This window comes from Cytobacillus sp. (assembly GCF_964223445.1).
In the GTDB taxonomy this organism is placed as follows: domain Bacteria; phylum Bacillota; class Bacilli; order Bacillales; family Cytobacillaceae; genus Cytobacillus.
In genome coordinates this window covers 1-18,297 of sequence record NZ_CAXQGS010000025.1, presented here as the reverse complement: position 1 = coordinate 18,297, position 18,297 = coordinate 1, and the positions used below count along the sequence as shown (strand labels likewise).

Genomic DNA, 18,297 nt, shown 5'->3' with positions numbered 1-18,297 from the left:
CCGAAGAAAAAGCTAAGGAAGAAGCTAGAATCGCTGCCGAAGAAAAAGCTAAGGAAGAAGCTAGAATCGCTGCCGAAGAAAAAGCTCAGAAAGAAGCTGAAGCTCAAGAAGAAGCTGCTGCAGCTGAACAAACTTCCTCCTCAAACCTCTTATTTGATCCATTTGGTCCAGATAGAGACTGTTCCGATTTTCCGAGCGGCGGTGCTGAGGCACAAGAATTTTACATAGCCGCTGGAGGTCCTACAAGCGATCCACATGATTTAGATCGAGACAATGACGGTAATGCTTGTGATTGGAACTAGGAATATTATTTATATTTATTTAATGAAACCTTTCCCATTTTGGAAAGGTTCTTTTTTCTTAATTGCCTAACAAAAGTACTTTCTTTAGGATAAAAAAATAACCTTCATTTAAGCATGCTCCTGTATCTAACTAAAAATTGTATGTTTATGGCATCATAAAAATGTAGGTTGCTTCGGCCCTTATTACCTTGATATTTTCGGTCAAAGTAGTTTTATTTACTACTTCCTTAGCCCTCTACGGTCTTGCCATTAGATAGTAGTGAGACTGTGAAGAAATATGTAAAAACTTTTATCAAAAAAATTGCAAAAACCCTTGATACAATTAATAATATGGCGGGACCGCCTGTGAATCGAACCCATCTGACCAGGCACGCAAGTCACTAACGTTTTTGAAGACCGCAGAGGGATGTTTCACTATAAAACAAAAGGATATGATAATTTATATTAGCTATAAAATGTTATTGAATTTGTTGCTTTAAATCACGGATAGCGCTCCTAATTGCTTCATCTTTTAAACTAGAGTGGCCTCCGTAGCCTATTAACTCATAGCTTAAGATATCACGCCTCGTATGAAATGAAGCAAATACATGAATGTAATCCTCTAAGTAAAAAACCTCTAAATTGTAGATTCTATTTTCCATTACAAAGTTATTAATAATATCAGCAGACAATATATTCACGAAGCTTTCCTCTCTTTCTGATAACTTACCATAAAATATACCATTAATTTGATACCTCTTTAATTTAGTAATTCTATGGACCAAAGTTTATCATTCATGGATTTTTTTTAAAGTGATTAAGGACACATTAACTATAATTTTATAACATTAATCTATTCTAGTTTATATTTTATATCAGTCTATGATTGAAAAACTTTATAGTTTTTTTCGGCTGTAACTTCTGCCATTTTAGGATTTATCGAAATTTCTATTGTGGATCGCTTATAATGCAGATATTTCTTCGATGAACATAGCATTATGTCTGACTCTAGAGTTGTCCTGCAGGTTTGAGCTTGGCCCACAGCTTGTAGGCGAATATGTTTGGACGTTCGTTCTTTATTGAATTCTTTAAGTTTTATGCCTTAACAACTGCCGATTATCATTAGACATGAAGTTATATCCATACATAGGCATCTATCTTCCTAAACAAATTCAGATGCTTTAAATAATTTTTAATAAATGTCTTTTTATACTCTTTAATAAAAAGCAAATAAATTTGGTTTAAACTTCATTCACCTTACTAAAATAGTATTATTTTTAAAAATTCTTATTATTGTACATAAACTAGCTATCATTTGGTACTATTATACCAATTAACCTAATTTTAATAGAGCAGGATGAGTAACTGTGATAAAAAATAGCTGCATCCATTGGATACAGCTTAATTATTTTTAAATATTAGTTTAATTGCCACTCATCTACTTTATTATTATTTGTTTTTTTCACTTTTAAGAACAAAATATCCTTTGTTTTCACTTCTAACTCTACTCCCACCGACTCCAACAACCCCTCGGCAATCGACCTCGCCATCAACGGAGGAACCGCATTCCCAATTTGCTGATACTGAGAGTCCTTTGACCCAAAAAATCTATATGAATCCTGGAAAGATTGCAGCCTAGCAGCTTCCCTAATACTTATAGCTCTGTCTATAGCCGGATGAACCCACATCGATTTTCTTGCATTTAGTACAGTATCAGAAGGCTCATTATATGCAAGTCTCCTGTAGATAGTATTCTGGGTTCTGCTATGATCTGTATAGGTAGTTTTTAACGACTCATCCAAATCATGAAAGTTTTGCCCCTCTTTAAGAGACTGAAATCTTTTTAAAGCTACCTCACGAGATTCTGTTCTTACGTGATTATAGATTTTATCACTGTTGTTAAGGTATGCATTTAAAGGACTGCCGAGTAATGGACGATGAGTATCTTTAAACATTTCATCTTTTTTTACGTCAACTTCCGGCGAAATGTTTTCTAAGTCACCTATCGCGTCGTAAATTTTATTGTATTCACTTGGGTCTTTATATAAAGGTTCTGGTGTAACAACTGATTCGGCTTTCAAGCAGTCTTTCCTGATACCCATTAGAATTAATCTTCTTCTTTCCTGTGCAACACCATATTGAGCTGCATTGAAAATATACTTATCTTCATTAAAGACATAGCCTAAGTTAGCCAGCTTTCTTTTTATATAGTTAAACACATTGAATGATTTGATGGTGATTTCTAGATCATGCTGTTTCAAGTGGATATCAAATAATTTAACTTTATTCTCAATAACTTCTGAAATCTTATGAATGACCTTTTGGGCTTCAATGATATTCTCAAGCTTTTCTGTATATGAGCTGTTATCTTCAGCATTTCCGTCCATTAGGTTTTTCAATGTTTCTCCAAGATCTGCCCAATCTAATTGATACAGGCTGTCCCAATATTCTTGGTGCTGATCTAGCCAATGCTGGTTTACTGTCTTTATAAAGAATTTTTGGTTTGTTTCTTTCTGTATGAAATTCAATAGATCTTTGCTTGACTGCTTTTTAGCATGCTTTAGAAGTGTAGTTAATTTTGACATTAAGTCCTTATTAATCATGAAAGGTGTTAAGTCTAAACCCTCAGTGTATGCATTCAGAAGGAAATCTCTTAATTTAACAGAGTAGGAAGTACTTTTGCCAATTTTAATATGTTCTTCTGCCGGCTCGATTCCCATCTTAACAAGTTCAGCTTCGTCACTCTCATTCAGAAAGAACTTATGTTTCTCCGACTCCATCGTCCTCACATTCTCCATCACAAAAGCTTTCGGGCGGATCTCTTCGATCGCACGCAAATATTCTTTTACAAGCTGATTGTTCGAAGAGATAAGGGTGTTCTGCTGACGGTTTGCATTTGAAAATCCCTGACATGGAGGGCCGCCAATCACCACATCAATATCTCGGAATTCATCAATTGTTTCTCCCTCGTCATTTACGTACTTAAGTTTCGTAATATCTTTATGTAAAATGACGTCTTCATGGTTCATTTCGTAGGTTTTTCTTGCGTTCTCATTGATTTCGACAGCGACTTTCACTTTGAATTTCCCGGTCTGTTCAAAGCCGCTGCTGAGACCGCCTGCCCCTGCAAAAAGATCCATTACTTTAAGTTTCTCCATCTTAAAACCTCACTTCTGTTAGAAGTAGTCTTTCTATCTATATTTTAATACAGGAACACTTGTTCCCACAACTGTTTTATTCAACTTTTCAATTATATCATAATTAAATTTGTACGATTAATGTCAATTGGTGTAATGTTCTTCTCTCCTGGGTAAGATTTCAATATAAACCCAAAACCGGACGTGATTCCATGCCTGAAAGAATAACCAAAGAACAGCGATCGAATAACATGAGAGCCATTAAGTCTAAGTCCATGCTTGAAAATGCCATCACCAAGGCTCTCTGGAGACGGGGCTTTCGGTTCCGTAAAAATGCGAAAATGTTCGGCAAACCGGATATCTCTATAAAAAAATATAAAATCGTCATCTTTATAGACTCCTGTTTCTGGCATTGCTGCCCGATTCACGGGAATATGCCAAAATCCAATCAGGAGTATTGGACAAAAAAACTAGCCCGGAACGTCAGCCGGGATCAGGAAGTGAACCAGTATTATCTTGAAAGCGACTGGAAAGTGATGCGCATCTGGGAGCATGAGTTCAAACAGAACTTTGATGCTGCAGTTGACTCCATCGCGGATTTTATTAGAACCAATTCAGTTTTAAAGGAAAAACACCCTGAATCTTTATCAGAAGATTAGGGTGTTTTTCTGTTAAATTAAATTTTTTAGCTCCTGTGAGCAAGTTTCTTTGTATTGAATCCAGCAAGCTTCCTGCTTCGCCCACTGTGTAACATTACGCTCACCAGCAGATTCTTTCAGATAGGACAAAGTCTTATCTGCAATGATACGGATAATATCATCCCATTTTTCTGATAGAGACTGTTCTTCCCATACACCAACCAAATCAATTTGCTCGCTGTACAGATAGTGAAGCATTGCCACTGTATAGTAAATGACATTTGCCTTGTAGCCTCTCAGCTTCATTTCATCTACGATTTCTTGTACCCGCTGATTAATGATGGCTCTGGCAATTAATTTCTGATAGACGGAAAGAGTGATCTTATCCTGTGTGCTGCCGCTCCAAAAGCTCTTGTTCAGATCCATGAACTTCTTGAATGCTTCCTCTCCGCCCTTACTGGAAACATGAGGGTAGCCTTCCCATGACATGAAGTATTTAGCCAGATCGACTTTTGTAAGGACCTTATCTTTCGGATACTGCTTCTTGAAATCGGTCTGCTCTTTGCCTCGCTTGCGGCGGTTGATATCGACCATATACTGGCCTCTGGCTCGCTCGAAGTACCATTTGCTTTCTGGTCTTCTTCCGTCTTTTGCCGGAATCCAGATATTGCGTGAGAATTTCTCCAGGTCAGACATGAATCGGGTATTGGCCAATAGATCCGATTTATTAATCTTGTTTTGCGTATTGGCGTATTGTGAAATGCGGGAAATCATTTCATCTTCCAGCAGGTGCTGGTCCTTCGACACGAATTCATTAACCTGAAGGATTGTTAGTTTTGCCTGGACGTAGACATCCTTTAGGCTGATTCCATCCTTATAAGCCTTGTGGATGGAAGCCGTTGTCTGGCCGCCATTGACAATTTGCCAGCCGCTGAGACCTTTGATTTTATATTGATTAACCCCATCTTTTACAGGCTCAAAGTCACCTGTACGGGCTACAGTTGAAATGCCGTTGTTATAGGCGACAAACATTTTCCGCTGGAATGGATCTTTTAGCGTATCGCGAATGCCTTTGTTGGTTCCGCCCCTTGCCTGCAGGAATGAACGGACATTTCGCTCCACAAGCTTTTGGCCCCATTCGTCATAGGCTTTAGCAAGAAGCTCAGCTGAAATATAGCCTACATAACAGTCAAATTCCTTTACACCGCTTGAAGGGTCAGGAACAAACATCATTTCAAATGTTTCACCGTAATCTCTCTCAAAATCAATGTAGTCTGTCTCAATAGCCTGCTCAGATGTGATCAGCTGCTGAACACGGTCAATATCCCATACTTGAACATTCACGGTTTCAATGCCGGGAATTGTCATTTCAACCGGCTTGTTTGAAGCATAGTACATGTTTGTCACTACAAAAATATTAATCTCGTTTAGGCTGTCTATCTCTTCATCAATGACTTTAGCCAGGTCGTAAGCTTCCAAAGAATGGTCAATTGTTTGAAGCAGGGACTTGGCATTTGTGACAAAACGCTTCGCCCGATTGGCAATTTCTGCAACAGCAGTCATATTGATTGAAAGCAGATCTTCCTCATTCTGCTCAAAATTATAATCAGCCACAAACAGATCTAATACATGATTTTCATCATCAAAAGAATAGGCATTTACGGCAATGTTTTTTCCCGTATCCATATAAGGAGGGATCAGGATTTCCGGATCATCCGGCCTGTCCATAAAGGAAATCATTTTTTCCAGGAATGGAACCTGATAGCTGCCTGTTTTTATCGCTTTTTCTTCCAGCTCCTCCATGAAATCGAGGAGAAATTCTTTTCTTTGTCTAGTTTCTATCATCTTTTACCCTTCCACTCTAAACATTTGGTATATGGATTCTGGATCTTTCTCATATTCGGTACAATGAGTCAGATCAATATTATAACTTACATGGGAAATTCCCTTCGGCAGATGTTCCTTTAAAAGACGGGGAAAATCTTCCCCAGCTTCGTAGACCTCTGTTTTTTCTACAAAAAACAAAGTATCGCCATATTCTTCTTCTCTAAAACCAAGATCAGTCATCAAATCGCTATAAATAAGGGCGATTCGTTCAGATCGTTCCGCAAGCTTGGCCCGGACCTGTCCTGCCAGCTCCTGGAGGCTCATGCCATGTGTCCGGCTTTGTTCGAGGAAACAGACATATAGATAAATAGAAGATACAGCTTCACTGAGCTTCAGCTGGTTCTCATTAGATATTTTAATGGTTTTGGATAATTTATCAATGACGGTTTTAATCTCAAGCCCACATCTGGTGCCTTTGAAGTCAATTCTGCCCTTTGTCGGACCTTCCCACTGTTCAATAATGAGAGGAGGCTGGCCAGGGTGCTTGTCGAGCCATTCATTGATAAACCATAATTCTCCAAAGAGCCCCCGCTGCTGTTCTTCAGAAAGCCGCTTAAATCCTCCGCGCTGGAAGAAAGTCCTCCATCTGTCAAGCACCTTATATACAGTAGAAAAAAGAGAATCTTCCATTTTAGCTGTTAAATGTTCAGCGAGGTTCTGGAGAACACCCTCGAATATTTCTGATCCGTTTTCATCTTCCTGCCTAATTACAAGAAAATAATGCTGCTTTAAAAGGAAGAGCTTCTCGTAGTATTCTACTTTTACAGACATACCACGCCATTTCGGAAGTGTTTTTACCTGATTTTCACCCCAAGATTCTTTTCCCAGATCAATGTATAGCTGGCGATGATGGTTCGCCGGATCTATCCCGCAAAACATTACAGGCTGTTCATAGGTAAGGACATTCAGTTTATACACTTCATTATCGTCTTGTGATTTAAGTTCTTCAATCATTTGTTCAAACTCTATTTTTAGGTCTATCACAGCTATTCTCCTTAAATAAAGTTATTTATACTGTTTTGTTAGTCTGGTAGATACTAGTGTCATCTAGATCAGTACCCGGGAATGAAATTGCAATTCCAATTGGTACTAATTGTGATGAAAATTCAACATCTAGACTTTTAAAGACATCTACCTGAGGATGCAATGGATAAATAAGTATTAATCCTTTTTTCTTATGACGTTGTTTCCTTTTTTCAGCCCTATCCTTCATACCTTTTATCTTTTTAGGATCTATGTCAATATATTCCTGATTTGGAGAAACAATCGCTTTTATATCTATGTTGTTTTTGAGCACAGCGTTCTTTCCACGTACAATAGCTGTTTTAATAGATAAATTTCCTATATTGACAGGGTAATCTGGAAAACCAGAGTTCTCGGTAGGTTCACCTTCGACTATTACAACTGTCCAATTTATTAATTCTCCAATATCATTTGCACGGTCTATATACCTGGAAATTTCATCTGAGTTAACGATCTCGCTTCCAACCGTCCGATATTCTGACAAGTATTCTTTGATTAATTTTGCATCAATATCAAATGACGCAAAATAGCTTGTCTTTACATGTGGGAATTTTGTTTTAACAAATGGTAGTTTGTTTGAAAATTTCTTGGTAGCTATCATATTGTTCTTAATAATTTGCTCATCTCGAGGAAAAAATCTAGTTTGTTGCAACATTGCAGAATAATTAATGTTAGTAGAGACAGCATTCCTCATTTTAAGCGGACTAGTTAGCTTCATCGTTGGATGGCTCAGCATTTTAATTGCATATTCAGATGGTGTTTTTCCCTTTTCAGCCAAACGTTCGAATTCATGGCGCAACTGGATCATAGCAATCGCTAGATGTTCAAAATTTGATGCAATCTCTGCTGACGTATAGATACGGCATAAATCCATATAGCCCTTTCGATATCCAAACCAGCGACCCATCTGCATGAGTGTGTCATACATTAGCGTGTTGCGGAAATAGTATGTGATGCTTAAACCTTCAAGTGTAAGACCTCGTGATAATTTATCGCCTCCTACAGCAATAACATTCAACCCTTCTTCTTTATATTGGTGATAGTCAAGAGCATCCTTACTATTTCCGTTGATTTCAAAAACCTGAATGGTCTCGCAGCATTTCCTCAATTCTTCATAGACTTCGTCCCAGCTAAAATCTGGATGGTTCTCATTCGGCCATTCCCTACTTGTAGATAGGATATCATTTTTATATAGCTCTTGCAGCTCATTAATTAAACTGCTTTCTGGATTGTACTGCAGCTGTTTTGAGATAGCATCAAATGCACGTACAACTTCATCTTTTACACTTGACTGAACATCCTTGAAGCGGGATGTATGAATAAGCATGGAGTTGTGCTTTTTCCGCTGTCCTCGCAAATTTCTGACAGCAATAACTAGCAGAAATGCCAGAATAGCTTCACGCATTTGCGGTGGCACTTCTTCAAATTTATCCGCATCTGCCTTCTTTTTAATTGTTGTAAACACTTCAAGATCTTCCTGCCTCAAGTGACGGATTAGACTAGGACGTGTATCCTCTGCATCCTCTTCAACATTGAAGTATTCTTCTGGACCGCAATATTCATTCGGTTTCGGCAGACCGACAAGGAAATCTTTCGGATAAAGGTCGTCACCTTCTTCCTCAGTTCTTCCTACTTTGCTAATTAAAAGGTTCGCAAAAGGAGTAGCTGTGTAGCCTACAAATGCTTTTCGGCTAAATACCTCAAGTATTTGCCTGATAAGTCTGTTAATCGTTTTAGGATCTTCATTTTTGTCCGGATTGGAAGTATCAACTGAAGCCTGATCGGCCTCATCGTCAATAATTAAAACAGGGATATCCAACTTATATAAATCGCGGTGATTAATTAATTGATCTCTGAGTGATTCCAAGACAGTTTTGTTTTTCTTTACCACCATCAATGTCGGGGAGTTCAAATTGCTTGTTCCTCTTTGACTGGATTTAATGTCCTCATCCTCAGTTGTCCAAGAGGATATAATATGATCAGCTGTATTTTCGTAAACCTGGGCAACTCCAATAGGATTGCCATTCTTATCTTTTCGGTTTCCAATAACCTCTTCGTTCAATCTGATCTGAGTCTGAGCTCTTAAGTCATTGTGAATGCCCGAGAGAACAATAATTAGTTTGTACCCCACGTCATACGCTTTATTTATAAGTCCTGTAAAGTTAGCTGTTTTACCAGACTGGACATAACCAAGTACAAGACCTCGTTTATCAAATGGCTCCATCGAATTTGGATTTCCTAGGGAAGCCATAATCTTATTTGTTGTATCATCGATTGCATCTACTGCTTCCATTGGCCATTTTTTCGCATCTGACAAATATGTGCGATACCTGCTCCAGAAAAAACCACTGGCAGCCACTTGAGGCTTAAACCAATCGATTTCTTTTCCATCGACCATAATTATATTTTTAGGTACATCTTGGCCGATTTTGTATTTCTTGAAAATTTCAAGAGACCATTTTTGAAACGTGAAGTCGTCAATAAGACCATATCCCGAAGATAGCAATCTAGCTGATTCTAATGCTTTCTCTGCAGCCTCTTCCTGACTCGGGGAAACTGTTTTTAAGAAATAGTAGTTGTTAGTAAAGTTCCGTTCAAAAAAATCTTTCAAATCAATTGCTGACAATCAAATTCGCCTCCGTTGTAATTGCTTTTATGGTTGCCCGATTCAGGCCGTCAAAGGCCGGCTGCGTTAAGAGAATGTTAAACAGCTGTTCTTCATTTTCTGCCACATTCAGCTGCAGCATGGAAGAAGCAAATTGGATAACCAGTTCTTTTTGGCTGTCCGGCACATCCTGCACTTCTTCTTCCGGGACCTTTGGAGAATCTATAATATTGCTTGGTGATCCAAGCTGAACAAATTTAAGATACAAGTTTAATAGCTTTGCATTTTCATCATCCAGATTTTTTAGAAGTTCAGATAAAATAGGATGATTTCGGTTTAAAATAAATTGCGGGCCATCCTCGTTCCCAGACTGTTCCCATGTATTCAGGCTGCCTTTTATAGAAGGATTCCTCGGACCTGGCTGGGTGCGAAAATAGAATATATCTCTAGATACTTTGCGCGCAATTGCCGAAATGGCCTCCAATCTTCTTTTTGCATCTTCCGGCAGGTTAATTCCTGACTTTTTGATATCCACCTGCCAGTCAGAATCTGCAGCATTAGGAAGATCTATGCGCACCCTGGCAAGCTGTGAAGCTGCATCTTTCGGAAACAGCCCCATCCAATCACCAAAATAAAGAAGGCGATTCTCCCGGTAAATATATAATCCCTGGTGATCACGCCAGCCTTTATAACCGCCAGCCTTTTTATATTCCGGCTCTGTTAAATTAGAAGCATGCGGCAATATGAAGTACTGAACCTTAATTCGGTTCTCATTGATCCTGAGCATCTGCATTTCGCCTTCCATGGTATTGGGATGATAACGCATGAAAGGATCCCATGGCACAATTTCCTTGCCGTTTATGAACATCTCTACCTCGCTCTTTTCAAGGATTGAATGGAATACGAATTCGAGATGCCTATTAATCCGGGCCACTTTATTATAGAAGCTCGTTTCTTTCAGCTTGCGCTTTCCTCCATACCCCATAAAGCGGTCAAGCTTATCAATGCAGACAATTGTTCCATTTTCGGTTTCAATTTCACCTATTTTAGCTTTTACTTCTTCAGGAATCCTGGTGAAAAGCTGCCATTCATTGCATTCTGAAACATGATCCAGGTCCCAGCATCTTTCGTTATAAACTCCATCTTTTTTGGACAGAACACTTAACCGTCTCCCGAGCGAGAAAGATGCAGTTTTTAACCCCATCCCAAATCGGCCCAGTTCATTCGCTCCCCTTTTTGCTCTTGGATCCTTGGATCCAATATTCATGGCTGTCTGGAGCATCTCCTCATCCATGCCTGAGCCATTATCAGAAATTGTGATCATTCCATCACTTTCGCCATAGGCGAAATTAATATGTATTTTAAATGCCCTGGCATCCAGGCTATTGTCAACTAAATCAGCAATCGCTGTATTTGTATTATATCCAATCGAACGAAGCGCTTGAATAACAGGCGCTGCAGATGGTCTCGTCAGTACTGTTTCCATTCGAATAACTCCGTTTCATTACTAGGTTTGTAACAATTATAACAAAAATTTAATATATAAATAGGTAGAGATGGGGATTTACTTATATTTACATATAGAAATTAACTTTAAAGACACTTCTATATAATAAGATATCAGGTAACCCTATCAAAAATTAAAAATGGTCTATGAAAATAGAAATAGAAACAGAAAAATCTTTCTCCGGTAATTTCAACTTTACTATTATGATAAAAATTACTTCTTTCCCCTTCTAGTCAAGGCTCTCCTTAACTTCCTTGCCCAACCCGAACTGCTGTCTGGAAAAAATATAATATTTTCCGAGAACTTTCATGGTAAAATGTGGATTAGTTAAATAAATTTTTATTAAGAAGGGATTTTGCAATGAACTCAGAATTTCAAATTTTCAGATGGGGTATACCCGGGTGGACATTTTTCATGACTGTTTTACTATTTAAATTAACTATCCTTGATTTTGAATTATCTTCTCTTTTAAAGTCTTTAGAAAATCCAGCACTTATGGCTGGTATAGCAGCTTTCTTTGTGGCTTTAGGTGTGCCGTTAGGATATGTACTATACCAAGTTTATTACGCTTTTAAATGGCGTACTATTAAACCCGAAGTAGTTTTATTAGCAACCAAAGATATACCTGAGTTGGATTCAGTTGTATGTAATAAAAGAGGTCTTGAATTATGGTATACAATTGAGGGATTTTACGATAGTTTAATGACTAATGAGACATATAAAAAAAAATTAGTATATGAAGACTTAGCAAGAAGAAACGATTCATTTAGCAATAGAACTTCGAGGATTCATGGACTTGGTGCTTCCGCACTTGCAATGTTTACAGGATTTTTATTCTTCATTATTACAACTGAAAATCGTTCTTCCCTTTTAAATAATAATTTATTTTTATTAACATTTCTTTCTTATGGAATTTGTTTGTATTCGGTATTCGTAAATTATAAAAAGCAGAATAAGTATAGTTTTGTTCAACTAAACTTGATTATGAAGGATATAATGAATGCCGAAAAAGAACAGTTATAGAAAGTGAAGATAAATGAAAATTAAAACCACTGACTATTGTTTGTCAGTGGTGTTGTTGAAAGTCCTGTCATCAGCCGACATGGTCTGTCACACAAAGAAACAGCCCCCAATCAGGGCTGTTCTCCTATTAATGAATAATAACCGTGGCTAAAGAATGCTCCGGAAGAACAAGCATCATACTTTTACCCCCAAGGGATATAGATACTTCTTCTCTACTGTCATTCTCATTCATCAATACCGCCAACGTTTCACCACTGATATTCTCAAAGGCGGTGGCCAATAGGCGGTTATTCGATGCCTGGCTGCCAATGAGCCTGGCTCCAGGCTTAATGAACTTGCTGAAATGCCCAAGATAATAGTAGGAGCTATTGTAGTGAACCTCATCCTTCTTCGTATCCACAATTACTGGCGCATCGCAATAATTCCCCACATGATTCGGTCCGCCTTCTTCATTCAGGACGAGATTCCAGTCGATCCATGCTTCAAGGTGATTGTTCAAGTCGCCGATGATGTTACGGCCATACCGCTCTCCCGTATGCCATTCGCCTACTTGAGAGCCGCCTTCGATGCACCCTTCTGTGAAAATTAAGTGCTTGTCAGGGAATGTATCTTGAACCCTGGAGAGATTCTCAAATTCCTCAGACACATACCAATGGACTCCCTTTCCCCACACATATTTAGCAGCCTCTGGATCGGACAGGACGGCTTGGGCGCTTTCGAAAATGACATCATGGTTATGATCCCAGATGACAATCTTCACATCCCCATGGTCATTTTTCTCGAGGTATGGACCAAGATGGTTTTTGATGAAATCCCGCTCTTCTTCACCTGTATAAAGACAGGAGTCCCAGACCTGCCTGGCTTCCGGTTCGTTCTGAATGGTGATTCCCCAAATGGGTACCCCTTTCTCTTCCATCGCCGCTATGTATTTCGAATAATACCGTCCCTCTGTGATTCAAGATTACTATTTATTAAACTCAAGCCCTCGTTAATAAGTACATTCTTCTACAAAGAGAACAATTATATGTCGTTCGAATACGCAGTATCGTTGTACTGCGTAGCAACCCACTTCATAATTTGGTCACTAACTTAATCCACTTATAACCATCCAGCATTTATAACAGAATTTTTAGTAAGTATAATTAGATATAAGAGTCTACTTTTTGGGCTGATCAAGTGCTTGGTAAGCTACCTGATACTTTCCTCCATCCGCAACTTCTGAATGGTACAAGGCCTTGAGGGCATTGTTTTTCTCAAGACCATGCTCAGCTTTCAGTTCTTTAAAGCGTGTATGGAGTTCTTTGTTTTCCTTAATTAGTTGTTGCATTTGCGATTTTAAATACTTCAAAATATTTAGCTCCTTTCTGAATCTCTGAGTTTAGCTTAAATTTTTACGTGAAATAACCTGTTTAAAAAGATCCCTAAATTGCTCCCGGTCTTCTGCTGTAAAAGGCTTTGGTCCCTTCGTTCGCTGTCCGCTTTTTCTAGCCATTGCACTTAAATAACGTGTTTGTAATAATTGGTCAATATTTTCATTTGTATATCTAAATCCTTTATGGTGGAGGACGATAATTCCTTTTGCTAAACCTAGTGACGCAAGACCATAATCTTGCGTCACGATAATATCTCCTTTTTCCACTAACTTCACAATCCGATAATCTGCAGCATCTGCTCCAGAATCAACATAAATGGTTTTCACTCCTGATGGCTGTTCTGCATTAGAAAAATGAGAAAAGCTTGTAACAAGGATAACCGGAATTTCAAAATCCCTTGCTTCTGCAATGATAATATCTTTCACCGGACAAGCATCTGCATCCACATAAATTTTCATCTTTCCCTCCTGTTAAGAAGTTCGACTTACTATTTAACTTAATCTTTTTCAACTATAAAAGAGACTGGTGACTTTTGTTTAAAAATAATGAAGAGTTCTTCCTTTTGCTGTATTTTTCTATCCTCATATTATACTTTATAGAATTTTGTTGGCAAATGGTCGTTCAATGGCCTACAAAATAGGTAGCTAAATCATCTGCTTATATTAAATCTCTAGGATACCTTAGAACTAAATACTTGATTAGAAAGTCACACATTTTATAGGTGTAAAAGAAAAAGGATAAATGAACAGGATGATCACCTGTATACATCTATCCTTTTTATACAACAAAAGACATCATTTACCACAATAACAATATTGTTTATTCAATTTGCAGATATGGGAGACCACCTAGTATTATGGGGGAAAACCAAATACCTGTATAATTAAACAAGTATAGGTGAACTGAAAACATAACACTTTAATTTTTGTTATATAAATATCTATGTTTTGTATAAGTCATTTTCCTAGCTGAAGGCACATTTTTTACCAAACTATCTTTTGCTTTTTTAGCTTACTCAACTTGTATTCACTAGCACCCCTACTTTACTAGCTGTTTAAAGTGTGAATTACCAGATCTACTAAAAAGAAATTTATTTTTTTACTATAAAGAAAAGGGGGGCCTGTCTGCTTTTAAACAGCCGGGATCAAATAGCCCCCAAATCCCATCCCATGATAAAATACTAAATATATATTCTAGCAAAGGAATGAATCCCTATTAATCTCCCTGACAAGGTGAAAAACCTGCCCTTAACTCCAGGCGTATATCTGATGAAGGATTCCCAAGGTCAAGTTCTGTATGTGGGGAAGGCAAAGAATCTAAAGAATCGGGTTCAGTCTTATTTCCGGGCATCCAATAATCATTCTCCCAAGATCAAAAAGCTGGTCAAACACTTAAGGGATTTTGACTATATCCTGACAGATACCGAATTCGAGGCTTTTATGCTTGAATGCCAATTAATTAAAAGCATTAAGCCGCTCTATAATCGAATGATGAAGAGTCCGCAGTCATTCATTTATATCTCGATCAGCCTTACCGGCAATCACCGTAAAATTGATATTGCCTTTAATCCCATTGAAAATGACGGCAAGATTTATTTTGGCCCTTTTAGAAGCCGAAGAAATGTAGAAAGAGCTATTCGGGGGTTAAAGGAATGCTTTATGCTGAATTGCAGCAATCCCAATGGAACGAACTCTGCCTGCCTGAATTATTCCTTAGGCTCATGCCTTGGCCGGTGTCTTGGCGGGCCTGTGGAACAGCAGTACAATGACATCCTGGACAGATTAATTGGTTTTCTGAAAGGCACGGACATGAGTATTCTGGAGGACATGAATCAAATGATGCTGAGTGCCTCTGAAGCATTTGATTTTGAAGCGGCCTCCGCCTATCGGGATCATTTACAGGCAGTAAGCTCCCTGTTAAAAAAAGAAAAAGTGATCGAATTCACCGAAGAAAATCATAATATCGCCGCTATCGAAAGATTAACAGATTCAACGATTAAACTTTTCCTTATTAAAAGGACGGAGATTCTGTTCAGCAACTGCTATTCAGCAGCAGGCAACATAGAGGAAAAAATAAAAACGAACATTTTGGCTTTTTTTAAAAATGATGAAGCAAATGCAGTCGGAGACGTTAGCAGAAATGAAATCGATGCAGCGCATATTATTTACCGCTATTTACATAGCGGCAGCTGCTCTTATATCATCATTCCAGAAAACTGGCTGGAACATGAGAATCATTCCACCCTGGATCTGGCACTAAAGAATTTACTAAATAACCCTCATCACTTACAGCCCCCTATTTATCATGAATAAGGGGCAGTTCTTATTGCACTTCTCCAGGATAAGACTGGTCCTGTGACAGGAATTCCATGCAAAGGAGCCTAATCGGCGGGTTATATTAGGCTCCTTATTCGTGCATTTTTAGTTCACATACTCATACCCAAAAGCCTCATCCACCCTAAACAAAACAGTAAAAGAAACCGACTCATTAAAATAATAAGCAGTCTCCCCCCTATACTGAGTAGCATCAATTATCTCTGGTAAATCTATTGATCTTAAAGTTTCTCTTAGTCTTTCAATAGATTTAATAAAGGTGTTCTTCTTAACCTCCCCATCACTGCCAGTCCTTCCAAAAAAATCACGCATGGTGATTCTCGTGCATGGATTTTCCTTACTGGAGGACAGCAGGAAGTGTCTGATCATGTTTGCCTGGGTTGGAGTGATAATGACTTCCTCTCTATTAAATAAGAGAATATTTTCACGGTCATTAAAGTACAGGACCAGTTCATTGGATTCACTGTTTTCATAGAGGTCTTCACATGCTTCCTTGGAACATGTTTCGGTATTATTTTTTGTGATTTTGTAGAACGCGTGGTTATGTAAGTATCTTTCATTCGATGACAATGTTTCAAATAATGGTGACAGCTCTGGATTCGGCAGCTGCTCCACCGGCAAATATGGGAGTTTTTCCATCGTTTCATAGGTCTGGCTGGCAACGTATAAAGCGCTGTTAGCGAGATACATATGGGCATGGAATTCCTGTTGCTGATTAAGGGCGTAGCTTGGATCACCCAGCAGCTGTTTATTCAGGGCTTGCTGAAAATATCGTACGGCTGAGCCATACTTGCCGTGTTTATAAGCCAGAAAACCAAGACGATAATAAGCAATGGGAAGTTTTTGCTCTAAACCGATGGCCTTAATCAGAGACTCTACAGCATCACCGTCATCCTTGAAGTGATTCATTTTTATGTAGGGACCAAATTTAATAATATGGGATACAAAAACATTTTTAGTATGCTGAAGGGAATAATCATATTGTGGTCCATTATTTCTCGCTAAACTTTTAAGCTTTTTATACATTGTTTCATAGACGATCATCAGCTGCATGTAATAGCCGTAATCGCTTTTTTCCCCGTTTTCGTGAAGATCCTGTTCAAGCAGCTCCAGCTCGTCCAGGGTTAAGTCTTTTATCTTTAAAGTCCTCATTCCTACACCTCATTTCTATAAAAAGGTGCCAGCATTGACACCACATCTATTATGTATCAGGAACACTTTCAACTATATAGAATTCACTCCTCCGTTTCGCGCGAATATTGTCGAATGAAATGTGAATTTTTTGTAGCAAATCTCATACATTATAGGTGGCATAGATCTTTTAATTTCTCCCATATTTACTTGAGCTTGAAAAACACGAACAAATGTTTTATCATTTATCTATAATATCAAAAGAACGGAGGAACGATTAATGTACGTAAATATTTCAGACTTTATTAATGAATGGAATCGAGAGGCAATGCTGACACAAAAGGTTTTGGACGGATTAACAGATGACTCTTTAAAGCAGCAGGTTTACCCAGAAGGACGCACATTAGGGAGAATTGCGTGGCATTTAACAGCAAGTATTCCAGATTATTTAGCTCATTTCGGGTTAAAAATAGAAAAGCCTGTAAATGAAGAAAATGTCCCCGCTTCGGCAAAAGAAATTGCGGATACATTTAAAAAGCTGAGTGAGGAAGCAGCTCTGGCCATTAATCAGCAATGGACAGATGACTCATTGAGCCAGACACAGAATGCATTTGGAAGAGAAGAAAGCAATGCTCAAATTTTGATGGGATTAATCAAACACATTGTGCATCATCGTGGACAATTGACCATTCTTATTCGTCAGGCAGGATTAAAGCCTTTTGGGGTATATGGACCGCCTAAAGAAGACTGGGTTAATTTAGGTGTCGCGAATCCGCCGCTTTAATTTCCGAGGAGTTTAATCATAATGTCCTCATCAAATCTTTTAATTATGGAATAAGAAGTTGGGCGTTATCCAAGAGTTAACAATCTCGAACTCGTATTAAATTCGGTTGATAACTGGATAAAGAAAACAGCTCTGAAAAGATTTCTCCCTCCAGAGCTTACTAACAAATTAAAGTATTCTTACCAATTCTTTTTTTACACTTAATCCTACATATTCATTTAAGTGATTGATTTGCTCATCATCAGACAGATTTACAACAATTTCCTGAGTGCCTGAGACAAGCTCAATCACTTTTTTTGAACCGACAAAATGGACATTTTTTAGTTTTGCTTCAAAATAAAGTCGGTCATGGGAATTGCGATTTTGAGTTATTTTCAAATGCTCTGGTCTGATTACCAGTTTCTTATTTCCATCCATTAATAGTGAAAACTCTTTCAGGATGGCTTCCTTATTTTGATCCGGTAATAATTTTGGATCAATCACATTCGTTTCTCCGATAAAATCAGCTACAAATAGAGTATTGGGGTTGTTATAGATTTGCTGAGGTGTATCAATTTGATCGATTCTTCACTGGT

The 18,297-nt window shown here is 38.1% G+C and carries 15 protein-coding genes; 5 read left to right on the top strand and 10 right to left on the bottom strand.

What is annotated here, in order from left to right:
* Positions 1–302: hypothetical protein (locus tag ACEQ1T_RS03245; protein WP_370221734.1), on the top strand; the 302-nt coding region annotated here is incomplete at its 5' end.
* 1,397 nt (positions 303–1,699) lie between these two features.
* On the opposite strand, the gene ACEQ1T_RS03240 is transcribed toward ACEQ1T_RS03245, so the two are convergent.
* Positions 1,700–3,439: a DNA cytosine methyltransferase gene (locus tag ACEQ1T_RS03240; RefSeq protein ID WP_370221733.1), complete on the bottom strand. Its 1,740-nt coding sequence runs from the start codon at positions 3,437–3,439 to the stop codon at positions 1,700–1,702.
* 191 nt (positions 3,440–3,630) lie between these two features.
* Here ACEQ1T_RS03240 and ACEQ1T_RS03235 point away from each other — a divergent pair, with 191 nt between their 5' ends.
* Entirely contained in the window at positions 3,631–4,077 is a 447-nt protein-coding gene (locus tag ACEQ1T_RS03235) for a very short patch repair endonuclease (protein WP_370221732.1), read from the top strand.
* A 12-nt stretch (positions 4,078–4,089) separates the two neighbouring features.
* Here ACEQ1T_RS03235 and ACEQ1T_RS03230 read toward each other — a convergent pair whose 3' ends face one another.
* From ACEQ1T_RS03230 to ACEQ1T_RS03215, 4 genes are read right to left on the bottom strand one after another with little or no spacing between them, the layout of a single operon-like run.
* On the bottom strand, positions 4,090–5,901 hold the full coding sequence (locus tag ACEQ1T_RS03230; RefSeq protein WP_370221731.1) for an AIPR family protein: 1,812 nt from the start codon (positions 5,899–5,901) through the stop codon (positions 4,090–4,092).
* A gap of 3 nt (positions 5,902–5,904) precedes the next feature.
* Entirely contained in the window at positions 5,905–6,927 is a 1,023-nt protein-coding gene (locus ACEQ1T_RS03225) for a PD-(D/E)XK motif protein (RefSeq protein ID WP_370221729.1), read from the bottom strand.
* Positions 6,928–6,952: 25 nt separating this feature from the next.
* Positions 6,953–9,592 (bottom strand): Z1 domain-containing protein, encoded by a 2,640-nt coding sequence (locus ACEQ1T_RS03220; protein ID WP_370221728.1) that lies wholly within the window; start codon positions 9,590–9,592, stop codon positions 6,953–6,955.
* Complete coding sequence (locus tag ACEQ1T_RS03215; RefSeq protein WP_370221726.1) at positions 9,579–11,057, bottom strand: ATP-binding protein; 1,479 nt, start codon at positions 11,055–11,057, stop codon at positions 9,579–9,581. Before ACEQ1T_RS03215 ends, ACEQ1T_RS03220 begins: the two co-directional genes overlap by 14 nt.
* Before the next feature lie 435 nt (positions 11,058–11,492).
* On the opposite strand from ACEQ1T_RS03215, the gene ACEQ1T_RS03210 reads away from it, so the two are divergent.
* Positions 11,493–12,101 carry a hypothetical protein gene (locus tag ACEQ1T_RS03210; protein WP_370221725.1) on the top strand — a complete coding sequence of 203 codons (609 nt, stop codon included), beginning with the start codon at positions 11,493–11,495 and terminating at the stop codon, positions 12,099–12,101.
* A gap of 127 nt (positions 12,102–12,228) precedes the next feature.
* Here ACEQ1T_RS03210 and ACEQ1T_RS03205 read toward each other — a convergent pair whose 3' ends face one another.
* The 3 genes from ACEQ1T_RS03205 to ACEQ1T_RS03195 all read right to left on the bottom strand — a co-directional run bounded on the left by ACEQ1T_RS03205 (position 12,229) and on the right by ACEQ1T_RS03195 (position 13,932).
* Positions 12,229–13,056, bottom strand: a complete 828-nt coding sequence (locus tag ACEQ1T_RS03205) for a glycoside hydrolase family 30 beta sandwich domain-containing protein (protein WP_370221735.1) — start codon at positions 13,054–13,056, stop codon at positions 12,229–12,231.
* Positions 13,057–13,257: 201 nt separating this feature from the next.
* The gene (locus ACEQ1T_RS03200; protein WP_048008527.1) at positions 13,258–13,449 is read right to left on the bottom strand and encodes a hypothetical protein; all 192 of its coding nucleotides are present in this window, start codon (positions 13,447–13,449) and stop codon (positions 13,258–13,260) included.
* Positions 13,450–13,479: 30 nt separating this feature from the next.
* A complete protein-coding gene (locus tag ACEQ1T_RS03195; RefSeq protein WP_370221724.1) occupies positions 13,480–13,932 on the bottom strand; it encodes a YaiI/YqxD family protein in 453 nt (150 codons plus the stop codon).
* Positions 13,933–14,742: 810 nt separating this feature from the next.
* Between ACEQ1T_RS03195 and ACEQ1T_RS03190 the strand changes: the two genes are divergently transcribed.
* On the top strand, positions 14,743–15,786 hold the full coding sequence (locus tag ACEQ1T_RS03190) for a GIY-YIG nuclease family protein (RefSeq protein WP_370221722.1): 1,044 nt from the start codon (positions 14,743–14,745) through the stop codon (positions 15,784–15,786).
* A gap of 108 nt (positions 15,787–15,894) precedes the next feature.
* On the opposite strand, the gene ACEQ1T_RS03185 is transcribed toward ACEQ1T_RS03190, so the two are convergent.
* Complete coding sequence (locus ACEQ1T_RS03185; protein WP_370221721.1) at positions 15,895–16,959, bottom strand: tetratricopeptide repeat protein; 1,065 nt, start codon at positions 16,957–16,959, stop codon at positions 15,895–15,897.
* Between the two features lie 259 nt (positions 16,960–17,218).
* Between ACEQ1T_RS03185 and ACEQ1T_RS03180 the strand changes: the two genes are divergently transcribed.
* Positions 17,219–17,722 (top strand): DinB family protein, encoded by a 504-nt coding sequence (locus ACEQ1T_RS03180; RefSeq protein WP_370221720.1) that lies wholly within the window; start codon positions 17,219–17,221, stop codon positions 17,720–17,722.
* A 168-nt stretch (positions 17,723–17,890) separates the two neighbouring features.
* Here the strand turns inward: ACEQ1T_RS03180 and ACEQ1T_RS03175 are convergent, their stop codons facing one another.
* Complete coding sequence (locus ACEQ1T_RS03175) at positions 17,891–18,205, bottom strand: TOBE domain-containing protein (protein WP_370221719.1); 315 nt, start codon at positions 18,203–18,205, stop codon at positions 17,891–17,893.
* Positions 18,206–18,297 lie beyond the last annotated feature (92 nt).

Excerpts from the sequence above, each read along its gene's own strand:
- ACEQ1T_RS03240 (WP_370221733.1), bottom strand. The coding sequence starts at position 3,439 with ATGGAGAAACTTAAAGTAATGGATCTTTTTGCAGGGGCAGGCGGTCTC.
- ACEQ1T_RS03235 (WP_370221732.1), top strand. The coding sequence starts at position 3,631 with ATGCCTGAAAGAATAACCAAAGAACAGCGATCGAATAACATGAGAGCC.
- ACEQ1T_RS03230 (WP_370221731.1), bottom strand. The coding sequence starts at position 5,901 with ATGATAGAAACTAGACAAAGAAAAGAATTTCTCCTCGATTTCATGGAG.
- ACEQ1T_RS03215 (WP_370221726.1), bottom strand. The coding sequence starts at position 11,057 with ATGGAAACAGTACTGACGAGACCATCTGCAGCGCCTGTTATTCAAGCG.
- ACEQ1T_RS03210 (WP_370221725.1), top strand. The coding sequence starts at position 11,493 with ATGACTGTTTTACTATTTAAATTAACTATCCTTGATTTTGAATTATCT.
- ACEQ1T_RS03195 (WP_370221724.1), bottom strand. The coding sequence starts at position 13,932 with ATGAAAATTTATGTGGATGCAGATGCTTGTCCGGTGAAAGATATTATC.
- ACEQ1T_RS03190 (WP_370221722.1), top strand. The coding sequence starts at position 14,743 with ATGAAGGATTCCCAAGGTCAAGTTCTGTATGTGGGGAAGGCAAAGAAT.
- ACEQ1T_RS03185 (WP_370221721.1), bottom strand. The coding sequence starts at position 16,959 with ATGAGGACTTTAAAGATAAAAGACTTAACCCTGGACGAGCTGGAGCTG.
- ACEQ1T_RS03180 (WP_370221720.1), top strand. The coding sequence starts at position 17,219 with ATGTACGTAAATATTTCAGACTTTATTAATGAATGGAATCGAGAGGCA.